The 25792-nt window shown below is 60.3% G+C and carries 11 protein-coding genes and 6 pseudogenes; 8 read left to right on the plus strand and 9 right to left on the minus strand.

The annotated features are described in order from the left end of the window. Positions 1-208: 208 nt before the first annotated feature. Positions 209-724, plus strand: coding sequence for an EAL domain-containing protein (locus tag IVB05_RS08530; protein WP_256473438.1), 516 nt, complete (start codon positions 209-211; stop codon positions 722-724). A gap of 457 nt (positions 725-1181) precedes the next feature. Here the strand turns inward: IVB05_RS08530 and IVB05_RS08535 are convergent. Then, positions 1182-1781: pseudogene (locus IVB05_RS08535) on the minus strand (helix-turn-helix domain-containing protein); the annotation flags it as partial. Positions 1782-2990: 1209 nt separating this feature from the next. On the opposite strand from IVB05_RS08535, the gene IVB05_RS08540 reads away from it, so the two are divergent. After that, positions 2991-11522 (plus strand): shikimate kinase, encoded by an 8532-nt coding sequence (locus IVB05_RS08540; protein WP_247783849.1) that lies wholly within the window; start codon positions 2991-2993, stop codon positions 11520-11522. A gap of 111 nt (positions 11523-11633) precedes the next feature. Next, positions 11634-11915: pseudogene (locus IVB05_RS08545) on the plus strand (DDE-type integrase/transposase/recombinase); the annotation flags it as partial. Between the two features lie 4 nt (positions 11916-11919). Here the strand turns inward: IVB05_RS08545 and IVB05_RS08550 are convergent. The 5 genes and pseudogenes from IVB05_RS08550 to IVB05_RS08570 form a co-directional block, all read right to left on the minus strand. After that, positions 11920-12045: pseudogene (locus tag IVB05_RS08550) on the minus strand (IS256 family transposase); the annotation flags it as partial. 451 nt (positions 12046-12496) lie between these two features. Further along, positions 12497-13075 carry an aminodeoxychorismate/anthranilate synthase component II gene (locus IVB05_RS08555; protein ID WP_247439017.1) on the minus strand — a complete coding sequence of 193 codons (579 nt, stop codon included), beginning with the start codon at positions 13073-13075 and terminating at the stop codon, positions 12497-12499. Next, entirely contained in the window at positions 13072-13860 is a 789-nt protein-coding gene (gene pabB, locus IVB05_RS08560) for an aminodeoxychorismate synthase component I (RefSeq protein WP_247439015.1), read from the minus strand. The genes IVB05_RS08555 and pabB overlap by 4 nt, the downstream gene beginning before the upstream one ends. Further along, positions 13857-14465 (minus strand): hypothetical protein, encoded by a 609-nt coding sequence (locus tag IVB05_RS08565; RefSeq protein WP_346771835.1) that lies wholly within the window; start codon positions 14463-14465, stop codon positions 13857-13859. Before IVB05_RS08565 ends, pabB begins: the two co-directional genes overlap by 4 nt. Positions 14466-14598: 133 nt before the next feature. Beyond that, positions 14599-14889 (minus strand): annotated as a pseudogene (locus IVB05_RS08570) (Dabb family protein); the annotation flags it as partial. A 973-nt stretch (positions 14890-15862) separates the two neighbouring features. On the opposite strand from IVB05_RS08570, the gene IVB05_RS08575 reads away from it, so the two are divergent. The 5 genes and pseudogenes from IVB05_RS08575 (at position 15863) to IVB05_RS08595 (ending at position 21462) form a co-directional block, all read left to right on the plus strand. After that, positions 15863-16045 (plus strand): DUF3551 domain-containing protein, encoded by a 183-nt coding sequence (locus IVB05_RS08575; protein ID WP_346771836.1) that lies wholly within the window; start codon positions 15863-15865, stop codon positions 16043-16045. A 1236-nt stretch (positions 16046-17281) separates the two neighbouring features. Next, on the plus strand, positions 17282-18154 hold the full coding sequence (gene panB / locus IVB05_RS08580) for a 3-methyl-2-oxobutanoate hydroxymethyltransferase (protein WP_247389316.1): 873 nt from the start codon (positions 17282-17284) through the stop codon (positions 18152-18154). A gap of 14 nt (positions 18155-18168) precedes the next feature. After that, on the plus strand, positions 18169-19020 hold the full coding sequence (gene panC, locus IVB05_RS08585; protein ID WP_247519334.1) for a pantoate--beta-alanine ligase: 852 nt from the start codon (positions 18169-18171) through the stop codon (positions 19018-19020). Between the two features lie 377 nt (positions 19021-19397). Next, positions 19398-19564 (plus strand): annotated as a pseudogene (locus IVB05_RS08590) (IS701 family transposase); the annotation flags it as partial. Between the two features lie 761 nt (positions 19565-20325). After that, positions 20326-21462 (plus strand): MFS transporter, encoded by a 1137-nt coding sequence (locus IVB05_RS08595; RefSeq protein ID WP_247519359.1) that lies wholly within the window; start codon positions 20326-20328, stop codon positions 21460-21462. A 795-nt stretch (positions 21463-22257) separates the two neighbouring features. On the opposite strand, the pseudogene IVB05_RS08600 reads toward IVB05_RS08595, so the two are convergent. From IVB05_RS08600 to istA, 3 genes and pseudogenes are all read right to left on the minus strand, one after another. Continuing rightward, positions 22258-23154 (minus strand): annotated as a pseudogene (locus tag IVB05_RS08600) (IS1182 family transposase); the annotation flags it as partial. A 130-nt stretch (positions 23155-23284) separates the two neighbouring features. Beyond that, complete coding sequence (istB, locus tag IVB05_RS08605; RefSeq protein WP_247783850.1) at positions 23285-24097, minus strand: IS21-like element helper ATPase IstB; 813 nt, start codon at positions 24095-24097, stop codon at positions 23285-23287. Then, the gene (istA, locus tag IVB05_RS08610) at positions 24094-25647 is read right to left on the minus strand and encodes an IS21 family transposase (RefSeq protein WP_247783851.1); all 1554 of its coding nucleotides are present in this window, start codon (positions 25645-25647) and stop codon (positions 24094-24096) included. The genes istB and istA overlap by 4 nt, the downstream gene beginning before the upstream one ends. Positions 25648-25792 lie beyond the last annotated feature (145 nt).

A 25792-nucleotide genomic window follows, 5' to 3' on the forward strand; every position in this document is an offset into this window, starting at 1 on the left:
CGTAATGGCTTTGTTTCCATGGGCGACCGCCTGCCGGAACTTTCCGCCCCGGTCGCTTGGCTTCAAAAAGCGCGTCCCACCCGACAGTTCTGTCATGCGATATCCCCTCGACATGCCCGATCAGACGGCCCCGGCAAGGCCTTTTTGGCGGTAGGCTGATCGCGCTTAAGCGGCGTGAGCAGCGCTCTGAGGCTGTTCGATTGCCCAGATTGACGACGGGGTGCTGATGGAGGCTTGCCGTGAGGCCGCGTCGTGGAACCGACTCTTGAGGATCGCCGTCAACGTCTCGGCCGCGCAATTCCGCAGGGAGAACCTCGATGCGCAAGTCCGAAAGGCGCTGGGCGAAAGCGGGCTGTCGCTGGCCGGCCTCGAGCTCGAGATCACCGAAGGCGTGCTGATCGAGGATGTCTTGCGCGCGAAGAAGACGATGCAATCGCTCAAGAGCCTCGGCATCCTGATCGCGCTGGACGACTTCGGGACCGGGTATTCCTCGTTGTCCTACCATCGAGGCCTTCCCTCTCGACTGGATCAAGATCTATCGGGCATTCGTTGGCTCGCTTGGACAGAACGAGCGATCGTTGGCCATCATTCGCGCTGTCATCGGCTCGCTCAGGGTCTTGGCGTGCCGGTGCTTGCTGAAGGGATCGAAACGAAGGTCCAAATGTCGCTCCTTGTCCAGGAGGGCTCTGATGAGATGCAAGGCTACTTGATCGGACGCCCGTAGCGTCTTGCGGCGGAAAGTCGGTCCAAGCCGAGGGTCCCATCTCTCGTCCAGTCGGCCTCATAGGGGAGATTGCGGCGGGCTCGACAAAGTTGTCTTCAGGATTCGGCATTGAAGGACCCGGACTGAGATCCAGACCAGCGTCACTGGTGCGAGAGCTGCCAGCAGGCCCAGTACCGCGAAAATCAGGATGATCTAGAGGACGTCAACATCCAGCGCCGCATTCGCCTGCGCGCACCGTAACGTCAGGCCGGCTGCTAGGCCACAACCTGATGGGAGAGGTCGAACCGGTTTGGTCGTTTTGGGCTTCAACTCCGCCGCAGCAGTTGGCACACGTTTTGGCAACTCTGATCCTCTTGGCCGGAAACGCAGCCCGCGGCTTGATTGCGGCAAGAAAGGGCCGCCGAAATGCGTTCGGCGGGCCAAGTCGGAGAGGAGAAACGCGGCCGGGTGAAAGCGATCAGGCATCGAGATTGTGCAGGCGCTGGCGGTTGCGCAGTACGATCTGGCGGGCGCCGGAGAAGCCGAGTATGCGCTTTGCGTGAAGCTGCGAGAGCGCGCGCGACACGGTCTCGAGCGTGAGGCCGAGATAGTCGCCGATATCGCGCCGACACATCGGCAGTGCCATCATGCCGGCGACGGCGAGGCGGCGATCCATTTCGAGCAGGAAGGTTGCAACACGCTCCATCGCCGTCTTGCGCCCCAGCAGCAACATGTGATCTTCGGCGTGACGCAGCTCGCCCGCCGTCATGACCCAGAGCTTGCGCGCGACCTGTACGTCGGTGCTGGCGGACCTTTCGAGGCTGGCTCGCTCCACGAGGCGTACGCTGGTGGCGATAATCGCTTCGGCCGCAAGGCGATGCGTCTGGCCGGGTTCGAGGCCGAACACGTCACCGGGAAGATGGAACGCGCCGATCTGACGGCGGCCGTCGGAGAGCAGCTTGTAGCTGCGCACCGCGCCGGAGACGACCTGATAGACATATTCGGCGGGCTCGTCCTCGCCATAGATCTCCTCGTCCTTGCGATAGGAGAACTCGGTGGCAACGAGGCCGGCATGTCCGGCGATTCTCAACCTTCCGTAATCTCTTCGTCCCAGCCAGCTCAAGACGCTCCTCAGATAAGGTGACAGCGCCCGATCGCAGGCCCAGGCGGCCTGACCTGCGGCCTTCGCCGGCCGGTGTAGGCCGCAGCCCGATTCATTAACGCTTGAGCCAGGTCTCGGATTTTCTTTATCGGTCCGGGAGAACGCCTTCGTCAGCCAATCGTCAGCCAGGCGGTCTATCTAGGCCTGCCGCGCCTCATCAGCCTGAACCCAATGCAAACGCAGGAGTGCGAATCATCATGTATGGTCGAATTGGTGCCTCGTTCGATGTCCACTACAGTGGCGAAGCTGATGAAGCGAATCAGTCGGGAGCCACCGGGCAAACGGATGTAGGAAGCCAAAGATTCGCGAACATGTTTGCCCGGATGCATTTAGCCGGAGTGGTTCTACCGGCAATTCATCTTCGCGTAGGTGGACGAAGAACGGTCCCGGTGAATGGCAGCGCGCAATCAAACCTCCACTCTGTCTCTGAAAAACTGAGGATAGCGAGTGCGGCGTGATGCGATCGCGTGCCAGTCTCGGCCGATCTTGGGCTGCTGGCGTGTACTTTGGCCAGGATGTAGGCCACGCCGTCTTGGGTCCGGGCTGACCATGACGGTTGACGAAAACATGCCGCAGGTTCCTCAGACCTCATGCCCTGCGCCATCTGGGCGATTGCACTTATGGGCCAAAGCCTTGATACACCATGGCTGAGCGACATCAGCCCGCAACATCATAAGCAGCGATTCTCGCCTTTATCAGAGATGGAATATGACGGGCATTGGCCGATCTGGCAGATCGCGCATTGGGGATGCTGGAGCCGGATCGAGCAGTTCACGCTCGCACTCAAGTCTAGTCCCTGGGGAAGGCAGTCAATCGTTCGATTCCGTCGTGGAGCGGATGCGCTCTGGGCCTCAAGATAGAGGGACGCCCTCCGCTAGCATGGCGCGCGGTGCCGACGATGCCCTTGGCGACAGGTCTTCCGGTCCCTCCGTTGGCCCAGATCGAATCCTAGGCGCTGCGCCACGTGCAGCCGCTGCGCCACGTGCAGTCACTGCGCGGCGGCGCGGCTTTCCCTCAGTGTCGGAGGGTGGAGACACGACGCCGGTCGCCAGCCAGCCGCCAACTTCGGGTGTGGCGGTCTCCATTTCCTCATCAGAGGAAGAAATCAACGCAACAAAGCGACACATGGATCGCCTGGTTGAGGAACTTGACGCTTGCCGTAATGCGGCCATGCACGCCCAGAACTCGGAGGAGGCGCAAGAGCTGACCGATCGGTTCGTCAAAGCAGGCTCAGCAGTTCTGGACTACTACGCGAGCCTGCGCCCGGCCGTGGCGCGGAGCATTCTGTCCGACGCTGAGGCCCGTCGATACCGCTATGCCGTGCTCGATGCGGCCCACCAATGCAACGCACTGGCCTCATCGACTATCCCCGCCTTGCAAGAGCGCAGAAAGAATTCGGCAGCCCTGTTCCAGCGGATTTTCGAATCCAACGCTACCCCCGACCAGCTGAGCCGAGTGGCTTCCAGTGTGGCGAAGGAGCATGTGGCTTGCATGGAGTGGTGGGGAAAGAAGCTGTTGCGCTCGGAACGGATGGTGTCCGTCTGCGAGGCCACCGCCAACTTGCCAAGCACGACGCCCGAGATGCGGAAGCCCGAAGAGGCCGCACTACGCCTGAATACCGGCTTGGTACTTCATGCGAGGTACATGCGTCTGCAATCGCGGATTGCGCTCGCGCAACTTATGATTGAGTCTCAGGCGAGCACGTTTGAACCAGCCGTGAGGGACGCCCTCATGGGTGAGAACGGGGGGGTGCGTCTGCTCGGAACCTTTGTCGAGCATGTTTTTCCGGCATTCCTCTCGACGGAGGAAGCCGTTCTGTACAAGGACGGAGCGGCACTCGACGCAGAGCACTGCACCGTTCTGGAAGGAGTCATGGAACGGCTTTCGGAATTTGCGTTGGCGTTGCACGACGACATCCTTGCCAAGCTAAGCGATAACCGAACAGGTGCCAGCCTCCCATTGGAACTGTTGGGCCAGATCGTGGACGACGCACGGATCACTGCGCACGAGGTCATGCACTTCCTGGCACTGCAGCTGAAAACGTCAGCCATCATTGCACCGCCGGCCGACGCTGGCGCTACGATACCGGCCGACACTGCCGGCAAGGCAGCGGTGGCCAAAGGCACCGCAGCGCGCAGGGAGGGGAAAGGCAACCGCAAGCCGGCTGCTGACGCGGCGAGTTCGGCCGGGCGGCCCGAGCCGCAAGTCGCCGCGGGCGAGAGCGACACGGCGCCAGCGGACAAGGTTCTCGTGCGCTCGGATCTAGGTACGAAGAAGCTTGTGAGCGCCAAGGAGGCGCATGCAAGTGCGTCGTCGGCGGCGGCACACTCGGCGGTCTGGCAGGCCCCGGCGTCGACGGAGGCGTTGGCGCCACTGGTCAAGCGGTTGGACGAACTTTTGCAGTTCGATCTGGCTGGTCAGCAAAGGACCGTCTCGCAAGCGCGCCAGATGAAGCCCGAGGACGCCGATCACGTAGTGGGCATCGTGGTCGAGCGCCTGCAGACGCAGGCCGCCGAGATGCAGGCCTGTCTGGACGCGCTGGAAGAGCCTCGTCGACGCGGCCTGCTCACGCTTGCGCATGTGCACGAAGTGCACGAGAAAACAGTCCGGCTCAAGATGATGTTGTCCGAGGCGCAGGGACTGGCGAAGGCGGCGAACTCGGAATCAAGTCTTGCCCCTGGGGAAGGCAGCCAATCGTTCGATTCCGTCCTGGAGCGGATGCACTCTGGGCCTCAAGATAGAAGGACGTCCTTCGCTCGCATTGCGCGCGGTGCTGATGATGCCCTTGGCGACAGATCTTCGGGACCCTCCGTTGGCGCACATCGGATCCTGGGCGCTGCGCCACGTGAAGCCACTGCGCGACGGTGCGGTTTTCCCCCAGTGCCGGAGGGTGGAGCGCCAGGTCGAGAAGAAACCTCTTTAGGTTCTGATGACAAACCCTGGCTCGGCAATCAAGGATCCAGAAGCTCGCAACCAGACACGGTGCCACCCCATAGGCAAACGGAGTCCGACCCGGGTGCAGGACCGGGAAGGCGGCGTTTCGTCCATGTAGCCGAACAGAGCTTCAAGCGTGGATACTCGGAAAACCTACTTAATAACGCTTTACATGACATTTCTTTCGCTGGCGACATCACTAAATTCTCATGCGCTGTGGTGGAGTATGACAGGAAGCTGCAGGGTCGAGCGGACCACGCAACATTCCTGCAAAAGGCCGCTTCCGAGTTCAAACGCGAATTTGTCCCAAGATGGGAACAAGATATCCGCGCCCGGAATACATGGGGGTACGCCACCTCATGCAACACGATGAGCCGGGAGGCTGGAGGTCAGGCAGGCGTGGAAGCTTGCAGGGCCATGGCAGCTCAGGTGTCGAGCCTCGGCAATGCGCTAAACGACGTCGAAAGCAAAACGCTTTCCCTATTCGTATTGTCGTTCAGTCGATATCCCCGGGTGGCGGAATGTCGCAATGGAATGATCCGAATCGCCAGGTTTTTTCGTGAGCAACGCGGAGCGCTTTCGGAGCTCAACGCTCAAAGTCTCGCCCTGCTGGTCAACGGCTTCAGCAAGTGGCCGGAACAGGAGAACTCTCGTGAGGCCACAATAGCAGTTGCCGCTGAGATTCGCCGCCGCGCTCCCGGGCTCTCTGATTTTGGTCCGCAGAGCCTGGCCATCGTGATGAACGGTTTGAGCAAGTGGCCGGAAGAGGCGGAGTGTCGCGGTGCTATAAGGGCAATCGCCAGCGAGGTCCGTCACCGCGCGGGCCGCCGCGATGTCTGGCTCTCTGACTTTGGTCCGCAGAACCTGGCTACCGTGGTGAACGGTTTAAGCAAGTGGCCGGAAGAGGCGGAGTGTCGCGGTGCGATGAGGGCAATCGCCGTCGAGGTCCGTCGCCGCGCGGGTCGCCGCGATGTCTGCCTCGCTGATTTTGATCCACAGGCGTTGGCGAACCTGGTGAACGGCTTCAGCAAGTGGCCGCAGGACTGCCGAGACGCTATAGTTCAAATCGCCGTCGAGGTGCGTTACCGCGCGGGCCGCCGCGATGTCGGGCTCTCTGATTTTGATCCACAGGCGTTGGCGAACTTGGTAAACGGCTTCAGCAAGTGGCCGCAGGACTGCCGAGACGCTATAGTTCAAATCGCCGACGAGGTCCATCACCGCGGCGACCGGCTCTCCAATTTTACTCCCCAGCACTTGTCGAACCTCGTGAACGGCTTCAGCAGGTGGCCCGAGGGGGCGAAGTGCAACGACGCTATACTTGCAATCGCCGACGAGGTTCGTCGCCGCGCTGGCCGAGCGGACCGGCTCTCCAGTTTTACTCCCCAGCACTTGTCGAGCTTGGTGAACGGCTTCAGCAGGTGGCCGGAAAGAACAGACTGCCGCAGCGCTATAGTTGAAATAGCCGACGAGGTCCGTCGCCGCGCCGACCGGCTGTCTGGGTTTGATCCGCAGGGTCTGGCGAACCTGGTGAACGGTTTCAGCAAGTGGCCTGACGAGACGGGCTGTGGCGACGCCACGCTGGCGATCGCCGGTGAGGTCTGTCGCCGCGCCGACCGACTTTCTGGGTTTGATCCGCAGGGTCTGGCGAACCTGGTGAACGGTTTCAGCAAGTGGCCTGACGAGACGGGCTGTGGCGACGCCATGCTGGCGATCGCCGATGAGGTCCGTCGCCGCGCCGACCGGCTTTCTGGGTTTGATCCGCAGGGTCTGGCGAACCTGGTGAACGGTTTCAGCAAGTGGCCACAAGAGGAGAACTCACGTCACGCCATCGCTGTGATCGCCGGTGAGGTGCTTCGCCGCGCCGACCGGCTCTCCGATTTTACCTCTCAGCACCTAGCGAATCTGGTGAACGGCTTTAGCAAGTGCCCACAAGAGGAGAACTCACGTCACGCCACCGTTGTAATCGCCGATGAGGTCCTTCGCGCCGACCGGCTGTCTGATTTCACTCCGCAGGGTCTAGCGAACCTGGTGAACGGTTTCAGCAAGTGGCTGCAAGAGCAGGACACTCGCCAAGCCACAGTCGCGATTGCCAACGAGGTCTCTCGCCGTGACAACCGGCTCTTTGAGTTTACTCCGCGGGAACTGGCGATCCTGGTGAACGGCTTTAGCAAGTGGCCGGAAGAGGCGGTGTGCCATGGGGCGATAATCGACATAGCGGGCAAACTCGGCTCGGGAGACCTCCGATTCGGAGCGTTCACCACAACTCAGCTCAGCATGATAGCCAATGCTCTGGGGCGAGGTGTCACGAGGGGAGAGGGCACTGGAGAGATCATAGAGACCGCTCTGCTGAAGAATCGGCTGCACGATCTGGCCCACTACCTTCACTATGCCAGTGATCGCCTGGAGCAGGCCCAGGTTCTGAACATCGCCATGATTTTCAAAGCGCTGGCTAAGGCTCAATTGTTTGACGATCTCGGTTTGCTCGCACGCACGGGGTTAGACCGGCTGACGGAACTGCATCGTGCCCCTGGTTTTGCCGCTGAGAACGACCTCGAAATCATGGGTACTCTCTGCATCGCTCTGCTGCCGCTGGCGCGCAGCCCGCACCTGCGCTGGCACCGGAGGCGGGCTTTAAACTTGCTGAACGACATTCAACCGATCGTCGAGCACAAGATCGAGGGGCATCTCAAAGCAAGCGATGCCGAGCGAGCCCGAGGGCCGTACTCGAGCCGTGGCCCCGCCTTGTCGATCTATCAAACGCTCAAGGCCCGTGCGGTTTTGGCGGCATTGTTCCGCCGGCCCTATGTCGAAGGCAAGAAGTCCGATTTGCGGGTGAGGCAGGAAGAGCTGCAGCGCAAGACTAAGGAGATTTTGGACAAAACGGGCGGCCTCGTCGAAGGCGATCTTTCCAACATGAGCTGGAACCTGATGGCGGAGATCGCGGCGGAGAGTCCGGTCGATGCGCTGGACACGTTCTTGGCGCAGAATGCGGCGACGGTCCAGGCCCAACATCCAGCGTCCGTGTTCGACGTCCATCAAGTGTTGCGAACCATGGCCCACGAGCCCAGACCTCCGCAGGGCGACGCGGGACTTATGCAGTTGTCAGTGGTGGACATGCAGGGCCGGCCAGTGGCCACGGAGCCCGAGACACGCTATTCGATTTTTCATCGCCTGACCTCGGGGGTTTTGCCCGTCGTCGCGGTCCAGCTGCCAGGAAAGCCGAGCGCGTTCATGCTGGCGCGTACGGTCACCGTCGAGGGTGTGCCATACCGCATGGACCTGTTCGGCGGAAGCAAGTTAAAGCCGCCCAAAAAGCCCGTGTCGCAGATCGCCGCCCGCCTTCCAGGTGGGGCGAGGGCAGAGTCTTCCGGGGGAAAGCTGCTGGCGATTCCGTATGCCGAAACGGCGCCGGGCACAGCGTTCGAGCAGCTGTCGCGTGCCTGGGCCCCTTTCAAAGAGGCATACTATTACACTCAGCGCAGGGGTTTTGCCGCGCCGCCGGCAATCAAGGACCTAGGTCCTCGGGACTACGCGCTGGAGGGCGCCTTCAAACTGTCGCTGCTGCCGGACCGTCCTGCCGGCGAGGAGCATCCCTTCAAGCTGGCTGGGCCAGAAGGCCCGATCGCCTTGCGGCCGCATGATGGTTGCGGTTTCATCAAGGCCTCGCTGGCCAACCGTATGCCAGCTGTAAATCGCGCCCGCCGACAGGAAGGTCCTGATCGGGTGCCTGCCTTTGGTGAGGGAAGAAGAATGTCCGTTCCCGCATCGGCGCTGCAACACTATCCCCGAAGCGAGCCGGTGACCGATGAGGCGCGGGAGAAGGCCAAAACCTGGCTCGAGAGCAGACAAGGGCGAGAGTTGACGTCTGAAGAGTTGTTTCGCACCGTGACGGCCGGACACATCGACGGTCCCGGCGCGGTTGCCGTACCGTCCAGCGATGACTGTCTCCATGTGCCGACGCTCAAGAGCGAGACGTTGATGGGGGCGAGCGGCGTGCTGATCGGGCGCTCGCCCTACGACAAGCCCAATCTGCGCCCGTTTGCCGCCGAGCGAGTCAAGTCGGCCGTTAAGGGGGACCCGACCGCTGTGTTCCTCGAAAACTGCACAGCCATCCAATACAGCTTCAATGTCGCCCAGAAGTCGGGGAAGGAACTGGCGGGCGACGATCCGACTTTTTTTGCCAAAGGCATTCTGATGGTTGTGCCGGATAAGATGTGGCCGGCCGGCTACGCCGACCGTGGGCTGGTGATGTCTGCCGAGGACGTCAAATGCCATTCGAGCTGGACCTCGAGCAAGGACCGCGCCAAGGTGGACACGCCGCTCGAGTGCGTCGGCATCCTGCAGGCTACCGAGGTGTTCGCTCCGGGCTCGTTGGTTGCCGTCCCGATCGGTGAACAGAAAAAACTTGACGGGGACTTCGACGGGGACACCGTCGTCATCGTCGGCGACCGGCCGCAGCTTTATGAGCATGTGCGCCAGTTCGATCGCAAGGAGCAAGCTCTCGGACTTCCGTCGCTGAAGCCGCCAAAGTCGCATACCCCGGCGCTTGAGGGCGACAATTACCAGTTCGGTCGCGCCCGCCAGATCCTCGCCGCCACGCAGGATGTCCTGGAAACCTATAGCTGCCTGCAGCGAAACTTTCTGGCTCAATCCCATGAAGCACAACGCTGGTTTGCCGAGCGTGCTGTCTTTGGCACCTATGAGGGCGTTCACCACGAGCTCAGGCGAGAGATCCGTCAGCTGCTGGGCCAGGAAGAGGTGAGTAGCCAGGATATCCAGAACACGTTTGCGAGAGCGAGGAGCGAGATTGAGGTCGCCAAACATCTGGTTGCTCGCGAAATGGCCGAGTTGCTCGTCGACGACCTAGCGGCATGGGCAGTGAAGCCGAATGAGCAACCCCTGCCCGAAACAATCGAAAGCTCGAACGCCGCAAACCCGAGCCTCAGCGCAAGGCTCTGCAATCTTTTCCCGGATCTGGCGGAGACCTATCCGGCAACGCCTCAGCCACGAGACCGCATCCAGCTTTTACTCGACCACTATCCTCCCCGCATCGATCCCCGCCCGGATGGTTACAATGCGGACGACCTCGTAAAAAGCGCAAACAACTTGCTGAGCCTCGGCATCAAGGTCGGCACTGATGCCTATAAATCCGATACTGGCGCCAACCTCTTTTTCCAGAAGAGCAGTCACCTTCAGCGGCTCCTCTACGAGACGCCGGGCTTGAAGTCCGTGCCCTACGTCAAGGGCGTGGCGGCGACCCTCGCCCACGGAAGGTTTGATGTCGATGCGACCTTGGAGGATCTGAGGGACAACCCCACTCTGGCGGCTTCAATCATGGAGACCTCGATCAAACTCGCTGCGGAGCAGGGCATTTTGCGCAAACCCTCCGGCCTCCGGCCCGCCGCCGACGATGCTGACATGATCACGCTGACCCGCGAGGAGGCCTCAGAACGCGCCCAAAATGAGGCTGACCGAGCTATAGCCGAAGAGAGGAAAATCACCGCAGCGGCACGCGAGATTGCCGGAATCCTTGCGGAAGCCGGCATTGAGGTGAAGATGCCCCATCTGGAGCGCCGCTTGAAATCGCATTGCTCCATGACAGATCAGCTCACCGGCATGAGCATCCCGCCCGGCAGCGCCCCACAGCTCTTCAGCAACGCCGTACGCCACGTCTTAGAAATTCCTGACAAGGATTTTACACGTGCCTTCAAGAAAGCCATGCTGGCCTTTGAGGAGCGGGACTACACCGAACGCCAGACAACCAACTGGTTCAGAATGCGCAGTCCGACTTTCGTCGGCATCAAGACAGTGCTCACCACGGCGGAAGCTTATCGCTTCGAAGTGGAGTTCCACACGCCAGGCAGCTATCAAGCCAAGCTTGCCAATCACGACACCTATAAAATTCTCGGCAGGCTGCGGCGGCAATCAAGCGAGGATGCTTTGGAGCAAGCTAAGGCCGAGAAACTGGTGCAGCGGACGAGAGAGGTCTGCACACAGATTGCGATCCCCGACGGCGCCCTGGGCATACACCACTGGGGAGCCGAAGGAGATCGTAAGGGCGGCGCCGCTGCGGCATTTGGATTGCGAGCTTTCGAACAATCAAGAATGCCCGAGATCGCCAGGTCAACGGAGGCAAGCGAGATTATCGCCGCCCTCGGCGTGCGGCCGATCGTGCTTGTCGGCATGCCGAGCGCCGGAAAATCCACCATTGGCCCGGCCATCGCCGAGCGACTGCGGTTGCCCTTCATCGATACCGACCAAAAGATCCAAAAAGAGGCCGGTAAAAAGATACCGCAGATTTTCGATACCCATGGCGAGGAGTGGTTCAGGGAGCTCGAAGCGAGGGTGATCGCGCGTGTGCTCAATGAAGGGCCCGCGGTGATCGCGACTGGTGGCGGCTCGATCATGCATGAGTCGACCCGGCGTCTCGTCGGGGAGAAAGCCGTCTCGATCTGGCTCAACACCGACTTCGACGTGATCCAACATCGTCTTAGGAAAGGTATCAACCGCCCGCTGCTGCAAGGCCCCGACCGGGATCAGACAATCAGCCGACTGATGCGCGAGCGCACGCCGCTTTATGCACAAGCCGATATCACGTTCGTGCCGCCCCGCAAACAAGACAAAAAGAATGCGGATCCCTGCGTGAAGGCGCTGCACGCCTATCTTCGCGGCGAGGCGGCCGCCACTCAGCCAGCCTCCAATACCAACGAGCTTGTTGGCTGACTCACTTGAGATTCCCAAAGCGGAAAAGGTCTAATTCGCTGCCCTGATAGGTGGTGGTTTGAGCGAGCTCCGGCTTATCCGCAGCAGGTTATGCCAACCAACCTCGCGCTCGGGTACCTCGAGCACATCCTATGTGCTCGACGAGATCGTCCAACTGCCCGCAAGGCCAAGGCTGCCAAGCGCCTGCCGACCCGGTTGCTGAAGAAGCGGGGCTGCGGGCCCAGGCGCATGACCACCGACAAATTGCGGGCGCGGCAAAGACCCAGATGCCGCAAGTCGAGCATCGCTGGCACAAGGGGCTGACGATCGCGTTGAGCATTCGCATGTGCCGCTGCGAAACGGGAACGAACCGTGCAGGGCTTCCGATCCACCGGTTTGCAACGGTTCGTGTCGCACCCCCGGTCTGGCTTTCGACTTCCAGCTCCATCAGGCGCTGGGCCGCAAAGCCGATCATCTCGCGCAACAAATCCGCATCGGGGGTCTTCTCCACGAGCGTTCGCAGGTTCATCATCTCGTCGGTCATCGGTGGTTCCTCGGTTGCGTTGGCGTCTCGCAACCCGATCCTACCGGAGAATCGCCGGTGACCACCGCAAAGCCGCCCGCCCGCTACGGCGCTATTTGGGGGCGCGCGTACGGGCGGCTTTGCTCTACCGAGCTACACCACGCCCCGGGACACGATCTTTGAGCTGTGAGTAAGCTCGCGCTCGCTTGGCCTTCTAAGGTTCAAGCGCCTCCAGCGGCCCCGGCCTCCACGACCCCAAAAGCCCCCAGCGGGGGCCGTCTTTAAGGCTACCGATGGCCCATGCCGCCGATGGACCCTTCGACATTCAAATGGAAATTTCCGAACCTCGGCGCCGAGCCGGCCACAGACGCCTCAAACGAACCGCGGCTCGATGTCCGACAGCCGCATGTCGTCGGGCCAGCGATCGACCGGAAGCGCCACGCTATGGCTGCACCAGTCCTCTACGGCCGCCTTAAGAAAGCTCTGCAAGCCGTAGGAAGTTTGCGAACAGTACGTCCCCTTGTGGGGTGAGTATCGACTCCGGATGGAACTGCACGCCATATGTTGGTTGATCGCGATGGGCGAGGGCCATGAGTTCCCCATCATCCGAGAGTGCTGTCACCGTCAGGTGACGGGCAGATGACGGATCCAATTCGACGATAAGCGAATGGTAGCGCCCCACGCAAAGTGGAGACGGTAGTTCTTTGAACAGCCCGCCGCCTTCATGTGTGACATACGAGGGTCGACCGTGCATAGGATGACGTGCGCGCGTTACGCGTGCGCCGAACACGGTCCCAATGCACTGGTGTCCGAGACAAATGCCGAGAATTGGCACCTGACCCGAAAGTTCACGAACGACGGCTGTCGATATTCCAGCCTCAATTGGAGTGCACGGACCGGGGGAGATGACAACCGCGCGGGGCCTGAGGTCAGCAAGTTCGCTCACATCCATCGCGTCGTTCCGGACGACACGTGTTGCTGCACCAAGCTTCCGAAAATATCGCGCAATGTTGAAGACGAAAGAGTCGTAGTTGTCGATAATGACAATCAAGATGCACCGGAGTCTTCAGCAATGAATGCGCGAAAAATGCGCTCTGCTTTTGCAAGGCTCTCCTCATATTCGGCGGCCGGATCGGACATTGCCGTTATCCCGGCGCCTGCATGGAAGACGGCCTGGCCGTCGTCGATCGTTACGGTGCGAATGGCAATATTTACATCCATATGTCCATTGAATCCTATGTAGCCTATGGCCCCGCAATACACCTCTCGCGCCACACGCTCGATATCCAGGATAATTTCCATCGAGCGTACCTTGGGAGCTCCGGTAACTGAGCCGCCGGGAAAGCAGGCCCTAAGTAGGCCCACGGCATCCTCTCCGTGTGCTAGCTCACCCGTAACGACGGACACGAGATGGTGCACCGAGGCATAGGACTCGAGATTGCATAAGGACGGGACGTGGACTGATTCAGGCGTGCAAACGCGCGAGAGATCATTGCGCAGGAGGTCGACGATCATGGTGTTCTCGGCGCGGTCTTTCTCCGAATCTACCAGCGTCTCAGCGCGACGCCGGTCTTCCTCGCAATCGGCAGAACGCGCCACCGTCCCTTTGATAGGTCGCGTTTCGACCTGTCGCCCGTCAAGCTTTAGGAAACGCTCGGGCGAGCTCGATGCAATGGTGAGCTTGCCATACCGAAGAAGGGCGGCAAAGGGAGCCGGATTCATTTTCCGCAGCTGACAATAGAAGGCTATCGGATCGAACGAGTTCGCCAGGCGAGCGCTGAAGCGCTGCGCAATGTTGACCTGGAAGGCGTCACCCGACAGAATGAGATCAATCACGCGTTGTACCGCCGCGATGTATCCCTGGCGACTGAAGTTTGAATGCCATGAGCCGGCCTGGCCTGGTGTAAAATCAGGAGGGGGGCTGAGACTGTAACCAGCCCAACAAATTCTTCGGCTCTTCGGCGAGCTCTCTCACGCCGGCGAACCGGATCCTGCTCCGGCCACCCGGTAGAAAGGACCCAGCATCTGTCATGGCGGTGATCGAAGCTTATCACGACGTCGTAAAGATGTAGGAGGGCCTGAGGCAAGCGATGCCCCCCGATGGTCGGCACCGGCAATCGCTCCAGCGTCCTGTTCAGCTCGTACCCAAAAAAGCCGGCGGCGCCGCCCTGGAATGCCGGGAGATCGGCGCGATGCATTTGCGGATAGTTGGCTAGCAGAGCGCGAAGTGCCGCCCACGGATCGCCCACAATGGACTCTCCGTTGCAAATACCTCTCCCGTCCGCGATTATATAAGTGCTGAAGGGATCGCACGTCACATACGAGTACTGCCCGAGCACCGCGTGTCTCGATGCGCTATCCAGGAACGTGAGGTGCCTCCGATGCGAGAGGCGTCGCATGGCTGTGACGGGCTCAATCCACTGCAGTTCCAATACATGCATTAGTCTGTCGCTCAGCGATACATGGCTGATTGTAATCCCGCCCGGCGAAGGCGAGCCTCACGGGCACCCAAAAACCCCTACGCGCCTGCCAGGTTAATTGCGCCCGCGGGTAGGGCCTGCCAAATGGCTCCGCATCTGTTGACATGCTGTAATCGGCCGCGAGACGTAGCTCTCGGAGCGGTCTGACCTGCCGGATCGACTCCTGATAAAGCTCGTGCGCTTTATAGGCTTCGAGTTCGACTTCGTCGTCGAATTCACCGTAGACGATCACGTCAATTTCGTTGCCAAGCCGGTCACTCTTGCGGTTACGAGCGACCTCAAGCCGGCGTGCGTGCGGGATTTTGGCGAGAACGGAAAGGCCGTCGACTATTTTGTCGACATGCGCCTTATCTTTTGCGGTGAAGAATACGATGTGTCGAACCATAGATGACCGTCGGTCATTGCGGTTTGACTTCGCCCAAAGCGACAGAAGCCTCATCGCAAAGTCTGCAAGGCTCGGGCAGCCGCTCAGATGCCACTGCACGGCAGGCTCCCTGCACGATCGCGCTGGCGGGTGTTTAGCTCGATTCTTCGTCCGCTATTACGCAAGGTAGACAATCTCTGAGACGAATTTCTGCATCGAAGTAAGGAACCGCCTGATCATCAGTCGCTAGGACAACTTTCAGTAGATGCTTCCGTCGACGGTCATTAGCTTCGCGCGGATCTCGTGCATGAAACGGTCTCACTTGCAGGATCGCCGCATAAGAACTGCAGCAAAATGCGCTCTTTCGTTGAATACAGGCTGGGTCATAAAACAGAAGGGGAAGGCCGCCGCCAGCCCCCGAAGCGTTGACATCGACACGTGACTTCAAGGTTGAATCCGCTCTTCGGCTGATCACCGCAGAGAGATCGATCGTGAAACTCTTTCATCGCGGAACGTGGCGATAGTCTCAGCCATACATGGCGCCTGGGAGGAGCTTATCGTTTCGGCGCTGCTCGTCGCGAAGCAACGAAGAAAGGTAGTACCTGGTGCACATGCTTGCCTGGAGGCGCTTTCAGCGCGCAGCTGCATCGCACCGGAAGGCTGCGCTCCCTTCCGGAAAGTCGCTGAAATGCTGCTCCGCCTTCGCCGAAGTTTTGGCAAAATGGCCGCCCCAGGTGCCGCGGTTCTGATCGAGCACTCTTAGACTGCCTTCACTTGAACCGCGTTGCTTGCGTGCGCGTGAGAGCCCAACGCGCTAGTACATCGGTGGATGCGATCGCCCAGGGAAGCGCGGCTGCCATTTGCTTGATCAACATCAATAGATATAATTCGATGGTCTATCCTTAAGCAAAGCCTAGCGGAGGCAAGTCATGCGCAATCTGCTGTTTGTCGCTGCTAGCACTTCCCATGCTAGTTGGCTTTGTCTCGCCTTCGAGTGTACGTCCTACGACCCGCTTGGCAGGACGCTCATTGTCTGCAAAGACCGTATCTGGGGCATCCTGGCAACTGCCAGTTCTCGTCATTTTGTCAGTGCATGGCCACTGCATCGGGCACGGACGCCTATTGCGGTATCGACCTGACCTACGCATTAGCGCGGCGGGTAGAACGATCGCGCTGACAACCAGTACAAGACGCCACGAAAAGACGCACAAGGGGAATGCGGAGTGTTGTTACGAAAAATCGTGTCTTCGACGAATAGTAGTGGTCTTTGAACGTGTGCAGCAGAAGCTGCTGACCCCGCAATGGCGGCCGCCGTTAGGTTGCGACCGCACTACTGCGCCTTAACCCCGCTTAGCCCTTTTTGCATCGCATGACTTGGCTGGCCGTGTCAAACCGTCGACTCTTCGATGGCCTGACGCTTGGGCTGCCATGGCTGCTGCGAATTGAGCAGCAAGCGGACGGCAAGCGCACCGGTGCCTCAGGTCAGCGACGCCTCTAAGCGGCTCGCCTGACAAGTCTGTACGCCCGGGTTATCCACACGCCATCGAATTAGCGGCGGCAGACGCGCGTCTGCATAGCTTTCACGGTCTGCTGCGCTGGAAAGCACTCCCATGCTTGCATTTGACGAAGGCGGGGGCGGTCACTCCGAGCTCGTTTGAAGGATTTCATCGCGGAATTACGCCCAAACGCAATTTTCGGCCGACAGGCAGGGGTTCATCGAACCAATCGATCGCGATATGCCGCTACAACAGAGGGTGAGCGCGAGGCCTGTTTCGGGAGCTGGAAAATGCCAAGTATCCTGGAGAAGGGATTGGAGCAGGGCATGGTACGCAATTTCTATCAGCTCCGTATGGGGAAGTATGCCGGAGCGTTAATTCAGCGCAGCAGGTGTGAGCGGCAACAAATCCTCTGGCTGCAGTTGAACTTGATGAGGCTCGGAAACGAACTCGCTCGGGTAGAGTATTGCCTCCGGGGCAGAGCCAGCCAGTCCGACATGCAGGAGATGCGGTTAAGACAACGCCGCACGCAAATTGCGTCAGAATGATCGGATCGGCGCGCCCTGAGGCCCAGCGTGACGCAAGGCGCTTCCAAATGACAATTTGAATCTGGGGAGTTTCTTGCTTGATGGTCGGGCGACCATTGGATTTTTTATGCACGCGCCTGCTACTTTGGAGACGTATGTTTCCCTTTCATGGTTGACAGTTTTCACTCGTCCGCCATAGAAAAAGGGTGGTCCCCCGGGGATGCGCGCAATACTCAACGGCTTCGGTCGCAAGAATCGGATTACCGTTCGCCTAGCTTATTCGGTGCGGAGGGCCGTGGCTTCAAAATCGTAGGCGACCAGGTGAGATCAAATCAGTATCGCTTCGAGCTGCGAAATCGACCTGAGGCCATCTGACGGAACGGATCGAAAATGAGCCACGCTTCGGAAGTGTCAGTTGAGCGGATCACGATTCCAATCCTGCAGCGGTGGAAGCAGGAGCGGCGGCGTGTCGCCATGACCACCGCCTACGATGCGGTTACGGCAGGCATCGCTGACCCCATCGTCGACATCATTCTTGTCGGCGACAGTGTTGGCAATGTCTGCCTCGGATTCGACAACACGTTGCCAGTCAGCATGGCGATGATGAATCATCATCTCGAAGCTGTTGCGCGCACAAGGCCCCGTGCCCTGCTCGTGGCCGATATGCCGTTTCTTAGCTTTCACCTTAGTCCGGAGGAGACGATACGCAACGCCGGAGGGTTCCTGCAGCGAGGCGCAGATGCAGTGAAACTCGAGGGCGGAGCCAAGCGCGTGGAGATGGTGCGTGCCCTGGTCGATTGCGAAATTCCCGTCATGGGCCATCTCGGCCTCACCCCGCAGAGCGTCAATATCATGGGCGGATTCAAGGTGCAGGGCCGGAAAGCCGATGACGCTTTGCGGCTGCTTGATGACGCTCACCGTTTGCAGGAGGCCGGATGCTTCGCGTTGGTGCTTGAAGGCATTCCGGCCGAGCTAGCCCAGCGAGCGACCGAATCGCTGTCGATACCAACTATTGGAATCGGCGCGGGTCCCGGGTGCTCGGGCCAAGTGCTCGTATTCCATGACGTGCTGGGGCTGACCGAAGGTCATCGGCCCAAATTCGTTCGCGCCTATGCTGATGGTTTTCAGCTGTTGCAGGAGGCGCTGTCGCGCTGGGCTACCGATGTCCGCAGTGGAGCGTTCCCGGCGCCGCAAGAGTCCTATCGGCTTCCTGAAAGCCTGGGTAACATCATCGCAAACTGGGCTCCTCCAAACCCAACCTGATGTAAGGTGCTACGATGCAGACGATTACCACGGTCGCTGAGCTTCGTCGTGAGCTCGCGAAGGCTTGCAGCGCGGGCAAACGCGTCGGGCTCGTGCCGACAATGGGCTATTTGCACGATGGCCATCTGGCCCTGGTCAAGACGAGCCGAGCGCAATGCGACGTCACCGTCGTTAGCATCTTTGTCAATCCGACTCAGTTCGGACCAAACGAGGATCTCAGCAGCTATCCTCGCGATTTCCTGCGCGATGAAAAATTGTGCCGCGATGCCGGTGTTGCGATTGTCTTCGCGCCGGGTGCACAGGAAGTCTATCCGGCTCAATTCGAGACCTTCGTCGAACCGGGCGAATTGGCGAAGCCACTATGCGGGGCTTTCAGGCGTGGGCATTTTCGCGGCGTCGCAACCGTCGTATGCAAGCTGTTCAACATGGTGCATCCGGACGTCGTGTTTTTCGGGCAAAAGGATTTTCAGCAATGCGCGGTCGTTCGTCGCATGGCAACTGATCTCAATCTTCCCATCGAGATCGTCACCGTGCCAACCGTTCGGGAACCGGACGGGCTCGCGATGAGCAGTCGCAATCGATATCTCAGCGAGGAAGAACGTCGGCGAGCCGTTGCCATCAGTCGTGGGCTGTTCGCCGCGGCGGATGAGTTCCGCTCAGGAGTGCGCGAGGTGGATAAGCTGATTGCGATCGCCGAGCGGCATCTTGAGACAGTTGATCGGCTGCAATACCTTGAACTTGTCGATGGTGATACGCTCAAGCGTGCCGAGAGTCCGCTGCGGCTTCCGGCGGCGCTCTGTGCCGCAGCCTACGTCGGTTCGACCCGGCTGATCGATAACGTACTGCTGGCGTTGCCAAATCTGTAGCGCAATTCAGAACCAAAAATTGATAAACTGTGTTCTTTTTATCCGTTTCGCCGGCGTCGTCGGTGTAACCCTGGAAGTTCCGACGCAGCCCGCCCCTCGCGCTTCGCCGCGGCAAGATTGTCGCCGGGTAGGGCGAAGTGGTCGAACTAATGCGCACGTAGCCCGCGTCGACCAGGGCTTCCGCAATTCCGACTGAAGATGACGCACGACTTCTGGGGCAGGGCGTATTCGCCGATCTTGCACTGATGCTTCTTGAAGGAGGGAATATGCGCGTAACCGAAGTCCGACAAGCGATCCGGACGGAGTTCGATGCATTTGGCGACCGTGTCTAGCACTACAGTTGCAATTTTCGGGTGGTTCTGAATCTATGGGCGACCATGATTCGGGATTTGATGATTGGTGGAGCGTCGGTCGAAGATACGCGACGCTCTGGGCTTCTTTGTTGCGGCAGGCCAAGCAACGGATTCGTCCGCTGTTTACGCAGGAGCGGATCGCGATCTCGGCGGGGCAGTTTCTCGATGGACGTTGGGGCAACGAGCCGCGCATCCCTCACAAGGAGAAGCATCAATGCCGGTCCATGTGCACAGCCAATTCGATGAAGAAGTCGTCAATCGCGAGCCGTGGCGGGGGCGCTGACCAAGACCATGAGTCTAGCAGGCACATAAGCCTCTGCGTGGCTTCCATGATCAAAGTGTTTATGTCGGCGTCTACACCGCGATGTCGGTTGCCACAAGCTTTGGCAGGCTACGCAAGCCCAGAGTAACCGGGTTGCAAGCCCATCGCCTCGCATTGAGACCGATTGCGATCGGCAAGATGGAATTTCATCTCGTTGTCAGCTTTGCGACTGAGCCATATTGATTTGTCGCGGATATGACTACGGAAGGCGAGGCCGCGTTGGCGCGCTGAAGGGCGCCACGGAATCGCAATGCGCGGTCTCGAGGCGCACTCGGGTGCTTCGTGCTCCTTCAGTGCGCGACCGCACTCATCAATCAGCAAGTAACAAGCTTGTTGAGAGCCCCCAACGCTCCATGCCTAGCCGGCACAGTTGCCGATCGTATCGAGTTCGGATCGAGACGTCACGTGCGTTTTCGCGGTGGCATCGTATTTGCAATCAAAGATGTCGTCGCGGATCGAACTAGAAGAGTGACGATCGACGCGATCCGATATCACGCGCTGAACCGTCCGGCATGGCGATTGCGCCAACAAACGATGTCCTCTCGACCGCCGAACCTGCGCACTCTCTGTCGCTCGGGAGTCCGTCGCTGGTACAGCGCCCGCGGGTCGTCTATCAATAAGGTCCCTGTCATGGCGTCTGCTGGTCAACCATCCTCTCGGTTAGCAACGCGTCTTGCATTCTTCGTTCCCGGGGTCGGCTTCGGGGCCTGGGCCCCGCTCGTACCATTTGCGAAAGACCGGCTGGCGGTGGATGATGGCGTGCTTGGCCTACTACTGCTCTGCCTGGGTGCTGGATCCATCATCGCGATGCTTCTGACCAGTGTTTTGAGCGCCCGCTACGGCGTCAGGCTGATCATTCTTGTGGGTGGGCTTAGTCTCGCGATCGTCCTGCCGTGCCTCACGACAGCCAGCAAGTTGTCGCTCGGCGTCGCGCTATTCGCCTTAGGCGCCTCGATAGGCTCGATTAGCGTGGCCGCGAACATTCATGCGATCGAGGTGGAGCGCACGGCGGAGTGCCCGCTGATGTCCAGCTTCCACGCTCAATTCAGCATCGGGGGACTTGTGGGGTCTGCAGCCATGACCGCTTTTCTCTCGCTGCAGATTGACGCATTTGTTTCGACTGTGGTCTGCTCGGGATTGATAGTGATCGCGATCATGCTGGCGTGGCCGCGATTGGTACCAACGGCGCAGGCGGACCAGGGACCGTCGTTCGTTCTGCCGCGTTCCATCGTGCTCCTTCTAGCCGCGATTGCGGCGATCGCCTTCCTTATCGAAGGCGCGATGCTCGATTGGGCTGCCTTGTTGGTCGTCGGCGCTGGTCTTGCTCCAAAGACGCAGGGCGGCTTAGCGTATGTACTGTTCTCCATAGCCATGACGGTGGGACGCCTTGCTGGCGACGCCGTCGTCGAACGCGCGGGGGACCGCGCGACACTTATGTTCGGAAGTCTACTGGCCTTGGCCGGTTTCGGAGCTCTGCTGGCCGCACCGGTAGCCGTCATCGCCATGGCCGGCTTGCTGCTCATTGGTCTTGGCCTATCGAATGTCGCCCCGATTCTGTTCCGGCGCGCCGGCACGCAGGAGGCGATGCCCGTTGGTCCGGCGATTGCCGCGATCATGACGGTTGGTTATGCCGGAATTCTCATTGGACCGGCTGGTATAGGGTTACTGGCCAAGTACGTGGGACTGCCGGCCGCATTTGGGGTCCTAGCCGGGCTCATGTGCCTCGTCGTGCTCTTGGCGCCCATCGTGACGGCGAACACACGGTGAATGCGTTTGAAACGTGACAGAGCGGCACCTCGCGCGCAAGAGAAGCTTCGATCGTGGCTTGTCTCTGATCGAGCAGACGGCAATGAGTTGGCTAGCTGATATCTGCCTGGCGCCGATGATCGGCTACTTTTTGCTGGTCCCAAAGCGGTGCGCTTCTCCGGAAGTGCTTCAGGCCCGGCGATTGGTAGTCCGCGCTCTTCCAGAGATCTGCCTTCATGCCTACGATGGGTCGCTTGATGCGCTTGCTGTTCGCCCAATCATTGCTTCATCCCAGGCTTCTATACTTGAGTGAATCCGCGCTTTCGGCTGTTCGCAAGCTCGAGTTTTCAACCCGATTGCGCAAAGCGGATGTTCGCCGAGCAGGCGTTGATGCTTAAGGGACTTGGAAACACCGGCATCTGGTATCTCGCAGCCGATGGACAGGTTTGTGCGGTGGCCTTAACCTTTCGAATTCTGCAAGCCTAGTCGATTTGACATCCATTCTTTCTCGGGACTCGCCCGACGTTCGAAGCCGAGACAACGCCGCGGGTGCGGGCGGTGCTCGATAAGGTCTGCGACAGATGAGAAACCACGAGATCGGCCTTAGTAGCGATATCGCTTGGAAGAGTCTCGAAGTCGGCACCCGATGGAAAGCTCAATTAATGGCCCAGGCTGTGTGAAAATCGCGCAACTTGGGGCGCTCCGGGGCATTTCGCGGCCGCCGAGCTTCTAATTCGGTGGAATCGACCTCCCGTCATCTCAGTGGCAACCAGGAGCTTCATGTAGGCGTTGATTTGATCGCTCAGAAGGCCGGCCTCACGCCCGCATCGCCTCCAGCAATCCGCCCACGCCCACGATCATCATCACGCGCTTCATGTTGTAGGCGAGGACGTTGAGCGCCATCTCGGTGGCCACCTTTGGCAGCCTTTTCGTGAGAAAGTGTGTTGCTCCCATCCAACACTTCATCGTGCCGAACGGATGCTCCACTGTCTGACGGCGGCCACCCATTGCATCGGGGTTTTGGTCGAGCCGATTTTGAACTCTCTCCAGAACAGCTTCGTGCTCCCAGCGCGAGATGCGGCGCTCGGGGCCTGTCGTGCACTGAGCTTTTAGCGCGCAGGTTTTGCAGGTGCTTGTCCAATAGCGGCGCAGTGTCTTTCCGTCCTCTATGTTCATATAGTGATAAGTTAGCCGCTCGCCGGCGGGACAGCGATAGACATCGTCGGCAGCAACATAGACGAAGTCCTGTTTGCCGAAGCGGCCAGCAGCTTTGGCGCCCGAAGTCATCGGCTTCGGCAGCGTCACCGTGATGGCGGCTTCCTCGCAGGCCTTGATCTCCTCTCCATCGTAATAGCCGCGGTCTGCCACGTCTTCGAGCGTCTCGACAGCCATCTCGGCGCGAGCCTGTCCGGCCATGTTGACGAGTTGGTGGCGATCGGTGCCCACGTTGGTCACTTCGTGAGCCACGATGAGATGATGCTGCGTATCAACTGCAATCTGAACGTTGTAGCCAACGATGCCGGTGTCCTTGCCACTTGTCGCCATCGAGCGCGCGTCAGGATCGGTCAGCGAGATCTGCTTGTCCTCGCTCTTCATCATCTCCGCATTGATCGCATTGAGCCGGACCGTCTCCTCCTTGAGCTTCTCGATCTTACCCTTCAACCGCTCAACCTTCGCCTCTGGCACTGCATCGCCGTGCCGATCGGCGGTCTCGTATAGCGCGACAATCTGGATGGGAAGCTGGCGACAATCAGGATGGCGAGTCGGTGTCGCGGCGAGGTGATGATCGCCGCGATGATTGTCGCGCGCAAGAGTTTTGTTGAACTCTGATTGTCGCGGAGCGTCAATCAGCGACGGTTTTGGGTGTCGCGTGCGATGTCGGGCGACCGGGACCGCGTTTTCGTTCGAGGGCGGTCCGCCTGCGATAGCTCTCGACATTCATCTCGACGATGGTGGCGTGGTGAACGAGGCGATCGATGGCGGCGAGGGTCATCGCGGGGTCGGGGAAGACCTTGTTCCATTCGCCGAATGGCTGATTGGCGGTGATCAGCATCGAGCGCCGCTCGTAGCGTGCGCTGATGAGCTCGAACAAGACGCTGGTCTCGGCCTGGTCCTTGGTGACATAAGCGAGGTCATCGAGGATCATGAGATCGAAGCGATCGAGACGATTGACGGCCGCCTCGAGGTTGAGCTCGCGCCGCGCCACCTGGAGCTTCTGCACGAGATCGGTGGTCCGGGTGAAGAGGACGCGCCATCCGTTCTCGATGAGGGCCAAGCCGATCGCTGCCGCCAAGTGGCTCTTGCCGCCGCCGGGCGGGCCGAACAGGAGCAGATTGGCGCCCTTGCCCAGCCATCCATCGCCGGCGGCGAGCGCGGTCACCTGCGCCTTGGAGACCATCGGTACGGCCTCGAAGTCGAAGTTGTCGAAGGTCTTTCCGGCGGGCAGCCGCGCCTCGACCAGGTGGCGCTCGATGCGACGGCGGCCGCGTTCGGCTATCTCGTGCTCGGCGACGCTGGCGAGGAAGCGGGCGGCCGGCCATCCTTCCTTGTCGGACTGCTCGGCAAATTGCGGCCACAGCACCTTGATGGCGGGTAGCCGCAGCTCGTTGAGCAACAGATTGAGGCGCGCTGTATCGACGGTGTTGGCCGTGCTCATGCTGCACCTCCGATCTCGGCGGTGGCACCGATGAGGCATTCATAGGTGGTGAGCGGTGCCAGATGCACGACGACGTTCGGCACGTGAGCAAGATCAGGGGCGAAGCGAGCGCGCAGCCGGTTGAGATCGGGCAGTCGGCCGGCGTCAAGATCGGCCGTGAGCTGATCGGCGAGTTCGGCCTCGCAGCCGCGCTCATGCGCAAGGGCCAGCAGATCGACCATCAGCCGGCAAGCTTTCTTGTCCGGCAACCGTTCGCGCAAGAAGTCGAAGGTTCGGCGGTACGCATCGCGCGGGAACAGCTGATCACGATAAACCAGATTGAGCAGCGCCATCGGCTTGCGCCGCAGCGAATGGATCACGTGCCGGTAATCGACGATCTGATCATGCTTGCCGCTCGGATGCGGCCGGCCGCGCGACAGGGTGAGGAGATGCGTACTACCGACGAACACGTCGAGGCGATCGTCATAGAGGCGAACCCGCAGCTGATGGCCGATCAACCGCGACGGCACGGTGTAGAACACCTTGCGCAAGGTGAAGCCGCCGGTCGACGTCACGCGGACGATCACTTCCTCGTAGTCCGAGGTGCGCAAATCCGGCAACGCCTGCAGGGCGGTGCGCTCGTGATCGATCCGCTTGGCGTTGCGCGCATTGCGGCGGCTGACGATCTCGTCAATGAAGCCGCGATAGGTGGCAAGATCGTCGAAGTCGGCGGTGCCGCGCAGCAGCAGCGCGTCGGCGATCGTCCGCTTGAGATGGCCATGCGAGCTCTCGATCGACCCGTTCTCATGGGCGATGCCGCGATTGTTGCGGGTCGGCCGCATGCCGTAATGGGCGCACAGCTCCTCGTATCGCCGCGTCAGATCGTCCTGAGCATTCCGGTCGAGATTACAGAAGGCGGCCGACAGACTGTCGGTGCGATGGTCCCGCGGCGCGCCGCCGAGCGACCACAGAGCGTTCTGCAGTCCTTCCGCCAGGGCGACGAAGCTCTCGCCGCGGAGCACAACATGGGCGTGCTCAAACCCGGAATAGGCCAGCCGGAAGTGATAGAGACGATGACCAAGCGGCACGCCCGCGATGGTGACGCCCAGTTCGCCCATGTCGGTGAAGTCGGACAGGCCGACCTGACCCACTTCGTGGGTCTGACGGAAGATGACTTCCTGCTCCTTGCCGTGGATTGCCCGCCAGGAGCGGATGCGACGCTCCAGGGTGCGACGGATGCCGGCTCCGAGTTCAGGATGGCGTCGTAACAACTCCTCGAAGATCGCAATCGGCCGCACGCCAGGGGCTGCCTTGAGCATCGGCACGACCTCAGTCTCGAACACGTCGGCCAAGGGATCCGGCCGGCGGCGGTCGCGGGCTCCCTTCCTCCGCGACGGGAGCCTTCTATCCTTCTCGAAGCGATACGCGGTCGAGGTACTGAACGACGCCTTGGCGGCGGCCACTGGCGGGGTATCTGTCTGACGGTACTTCATGTAGAGCCTCATCTGGTGATTGGTTATGTGTCGGCCTGGCAAGCGAGTGATTCCTCTTGGCGGAAGAACCACTTGCACAACCAGCCGGCCGCGATCACCAGTCGGCGCGGTCCCCTGTGGATCGCGCCGACGCCGGGCTCGTAACTCCGGTCGGGCTACGCCCTCCCTGCGTCACGAGCCCGGCGAAGCTCTCTCATCCTGATTGACGCTCCCTTGTCACCCT

The sequence above is a fragment of the Bradyrhizobium sp. 170 genome (assembly GCF_023101085.1).
In the GTDB taxonomy this organism is placed as follows: Bacteria; Pseudomonadota; Alphaproteobacteria; order Rhizobiales; family Xanthobacteraceae; genus Bradyrhizobium.

Excerpts from the sequence above, each read along its gene's own strand:
- istB (WP_247783850.1), bottom strand. The coding sequence starts at position 24,097 with ATGAGCACGGCCAACACCGTCGATACAGCGCGCCTCAATCTGTTGCTC.
- IVB05_RS08595 (WP_247519359.1), top strand. The coding sequence starts at position 20,326 with ATGGCGTCTGCTGGTCAACCATCCTCTCGGTTAGCAACGCGTCTTGCA.
- IVB05_RS08565 (WP_346771835.1), bottom strand. The coding sequence starts at position 14,465 with ATGCATGTATTGGAACTGCAGTGGATTGAGCCCGTCACAGCCATGCGA.
- IVB05_RS08540 (WP_247783849.1), top strand. The coding sequence starts at position 2,991 with ATGGATCGCCTGGTTGAGGAACTTGACGCTTGCCGTAATGCGGCCATG.
- panC (WP_247519334.1), top strand. The coding sequence starts at position 18,169 with ATGCAGACGATTACCACGGTCGCTGAGCTTCGTCGTGAGCTCGCGAAG.
- panB (WP_247389316.1), top strand. The coding sequence starts at position 17,282 with ATGAGCCACGCTTCGGAAGTGTCAGTTGAGCGGATCACGATTCCAATC.